The organism is Streptomyces rubellomurinus, assembly GCF_000961885.1.
Lineage (GTDB): Bacteria > Actinomycetota > Actinomycetes > Streptomycetales > Streptomycetaceae > Kitasatospora > Kitasatospora rubellomurina.
In genome coordinates this window covers 1-3,465 of the sequence record NZ_JZKH01000203.1, presented here as the reverse complement: position 1 = coordinate 3,465, position 3,465 = coordinate 1, and the positions used below count along the sequence as shown (strand labels likewise).

Genomic DNA, 3,465 nt, shown 5'->3' with positions numbered 1-3,465 from the left:
GCACGGGCGTGGTCGCCGCCCCCAGCGGCGTGTTCGGCGGACTCCAGACCTTCTCCTCCGGCTCGGGGAACGTCCACGCCGCCGCCGGCGGCGCCGCCAATCCGGACACCGTCAGCGCCAGGATGGTGCCGAACAGCACCGGCCGTGGGCGTGGACCGCCGGAGCCCCCTCCCGCACCTGAGGTCCGATTTCGGACATGCCAAACTCCCACGGCCGTTCCTCCCCGTGAAAAAGTGAAAGTGACCAAACATCAAAGTGGCGCAGCAGCGCTGATGTTGAGCCAGAAGATAGGTGGGGTCGAAGCGCCGCGACAGGCAGTTCCGCCACGCATCGCGCTTGTTTGCGAAGTCTTGACCGATCGGGTGGGAACCATTCCGGACATGTCCCGGTAAGGCGGCTCCGGGCGGTCGAACTCCTTGCGCGGGCCCGGTCGTTCCCCTTCGAACGTCCTGCGGCCGGGCTCCGGCTCCGGAGGCGGGGGAGTGGGGTGACCTGGGCGAAGCGGGGCGGGCCGGGCCGTCCGGGGTCGGCGCTTCGTGCCCGACGCACGCGAAGTTGTCTGGTCAAGTTCGACCGGCGTTCGCCCGGGCGGTCTTCCGCGGGACCGTGCGGACCCGATACCTATGTCCCCGCTCACGGTGCTCGGCCACGGCACCCACCCTCACCAACGGGACGAGGTATTCCCATGCGACTGCGCTGGAGCCCCCTGCGCGGGCTGCTCGCCACCCTTCCGCTCGTCGGCGCGCTGGTCGTCGCCGTGCCCGCCCCCGCCCGGGCGGCGGGGAGCAGCGGCAACCTGATCGTCAACGGCGACGCGGAGGCCGGCGGCTACTGCACCGGCGACTGGAGCGCCGCCACCACCGTCCCCGGCTGGACGGTCCAGGCCGGCGGCGTCAACGCCATGTGCCACTCGGTCGGCTCCTTCGGCCTGCCGAGCGACGGGCGGACGCCCGGCAAGGCCTTCTTCGGGCCGGGCAACTTCGGCGACGGCGCGATGGCGCAGACCGTCGACGTCTCCTCGGCGGCCGCGGCGATCGACGGCGGCGGGGTGCACTACAACCTGGCGGGCTGGCTGGGCGGTTGGACCACCTACGGCGGCTACGTCGCGGTCGGCCTGCACTTCCAGGACGCGAACGGCGGCCCGCTCGGCGCGACCGCGAAGCTGCCGACCGTCTCCGCGACCGACCGGGGCCTGAGCACCGCGTTCCTCTCCCGCAGCGCCACCGGGGCCGTCCCGGCCGGGACGCGGTCGATCCAGGTCGAGGTGCAGTTCCTGTCCACCTCCAACGAGACCGGCTACCTCGACAACCTGTCGCTGACCCTCGACACCCCGGTCGCCGCCCCCGCGCCGCTCGCCCCGCCCGTCTCCCGCGTGCCGGGCTACGACCACGTGTTCACGGTCATGATGGAGAACACCGACTACGCCCAGATCATGAACGACCCGGCGGACACGCCGTACATCCACAGCCTGATGTCGCAGGGCGCCACCCTCACCGACGCCCACGCCGTCTACCACCCCAGCGACGAGAACTACCTCGCCGTCGCCGGCGGCGACACCTACACCAAGGGCGCCACCTACTGGCCCAACATCAACTCCCCCCAGCGCCACCTCGGGGACACGATCGAGGCGGCCGGCAAGAGCTGGAAGGCCTACGAGCAGGGCATGGGCACCCCCTGCAACACCACCAAGACCTACGACAGCTACTACATGCCCGACGACGCGCCGTTCATCAACTACACCGACGTCAGCGGCAATCCGGCCCGCTGCGCGGCGCACCTGTTCGACACCTCGCAGCTGACCACCGACCTGCAGTCGGCCGCCACCACGCCGAACTTCTCCTGGATCGCCGCCGACGACTACTACGACGGCGAGGCCTCCGGCAACGGCAGCGCCGCCAGCCTCAAGGTGCAGGACGGCTGGCTGAAGCAGACCCTGGCCCCGGTGCTGTCCTCCCCGGCCTGGACGCAGCAGCGCTCGCTGCTGGTCCTGACCTGGGACGAGAGCCAGAACGAGGGCTACGACCACGTCGCGACCGTCGTCGTCGGCTCGCAGGGCACCGTCCCGGCCGGGACGAGCAGCCCGCAGCACTACGACCACTACGGCATCGGCCGCACCATCGAGGCAGCCCTCGGCCTGCCGGGGCTGACCGCCAACGACACCTACGCCACCCCGCTGAACGCCGCCTTCGCGCCGGCCACGGCGGCCGGGCCGACGCTGACCGGCGACCTGAACGCGGTCACGAACGGCGGCAACGTCACCCTCCGCTACACCGTGCCGACCGCCGCGCAGGCCGGCGCCAAGAACTGGGTCGGCCTCTACCCGGCGGGCGTCACCCAGGGCTCCCAGTCCGCGCTGGCCTGGTCCTACACGCCGAACCAGAGCGGCGCGGTCACCTTCTCCACCGGCAAGCTGAACGGCGCGGGCCGGTACGACGCGTACTACCTCGCCAACGACGGCTACACCGTCCTGGCCGGCCCGTTCCGGCTGACCGTCGGCTGACGCCGGCGCCCGGGAGAGGTCCGAACGGGCCTCTCCCGGGCCGAGTTCCGAGCGGCCGGGCTCCCAGCGGCCGGGCTCAGAGGAAGTAAAGCCGGTTGAGCGCGACCTCCTCGGCCGGGTCGGAGCGCACGGCCGTGCCGTCGAGGGTGACCAGCCCCCGGCGCGGGTCCACGAGCACCTCGCCGATCCGGGAGTTGCGGACCAGGTCGCGCGGCCCGATGCCCCGGGTGCCGTGGACGCCGACGCGGCGGCGCCGGGTCGTCATGCCGTCGTGCGGGCGGTCGCGGGTGCCGGACTCGGCGGCGGCGCGGCTGGTGAAGGCCACCGAGAGGTCGGCGGGGGTGGCTCCGTGGGCGCCGAACAGCGGCCCGAGGACCAGGGGTTGGCAGGTCTCGGTGGCGGCGTTCGGGTCGCCGGTGACCCCGTAGGCGGGGAAGCCGGCCTTGAGGACGAGCTGCGGCTTGGCGCCGAAGGACGCCGGCCGCCACAGCACGATGTCGGCGAGCTTGCCGACCTCGATCGAGCCGATCTCGTGGCCGAGCCCGTGCGCGAGGGCCGGGTTGACGGTGAGCTTGGCGATGTAGCGCAGCACCCGCTCGTTGTCGTCGTCCGGTCCGTCGCCCTCCATCGGCCCCCGCTCGGCCTTCATCTTGCCGGCCATGGCGAAGGTGCGGCGGACGGTCTCGCCGGCGCGGCCCATGCCCTGGGCGTCGGAGGAGGTGATGCCGATGACACCGAGGTCGTGCAGGACGTCCTCGGCGCCCATGGTGCCGGCCCGGATGCGGTCGCGGGCCATGGCGGCGTCGCCGGGCAGGTCGGTCTTCAGGGCGTGGACGGAGACGATCATGCCGTGGTGCTCGGCGACGGCGTCCCGGCCGAACGGCAGGGTGGGGTTGGTGGAGGAGCCGATGACGTTCGGCACGCCCGCCATCTTGAGGACGTTGGGGACGTGGCCGCCGCCGCAG

2 protein-coding genes are annotated in these 3,465 nt (G+C 72.4%); one reads left to right on the top strand and one right to left on the bottom strand.

Going from position 1 to position 3,465, the window contains the following annotated elements:
* Positions 1–685 precede the first annotated feature (685 nt).
* Entirely contained in the window at positions 686–2,500 is a 1,815-nt protein-coding gene (locus VM95_RS37215) for an alkaline phosphatase family protein (protein WP_052707813.1), read from the top strand.
* A gap of 76 nt (positions 2,501–2,576) precedes the next feature.
* Here VM95_RS37215 and VM95_RS37210 read toward each other — a convergent pair.
* A partial coding sequence (locus tag VM95_RS37210; RefSeq protein ID WP_045705716.1) for an urease subunit alpha occupies positions 2,577–3,465 on the bottom strand: 889 nt, incomplete at its 5' end.

What these genes read in the sequence shown, in the direction of transcription:
- VM95_RS37215 (WP_052707813.1), top strand. Translation starts at nt 686, where the DNA reads ATGCGACTGCGCTGGAGCCCCCTGCGCGGGCTGCTCGCCACCCTTCCG.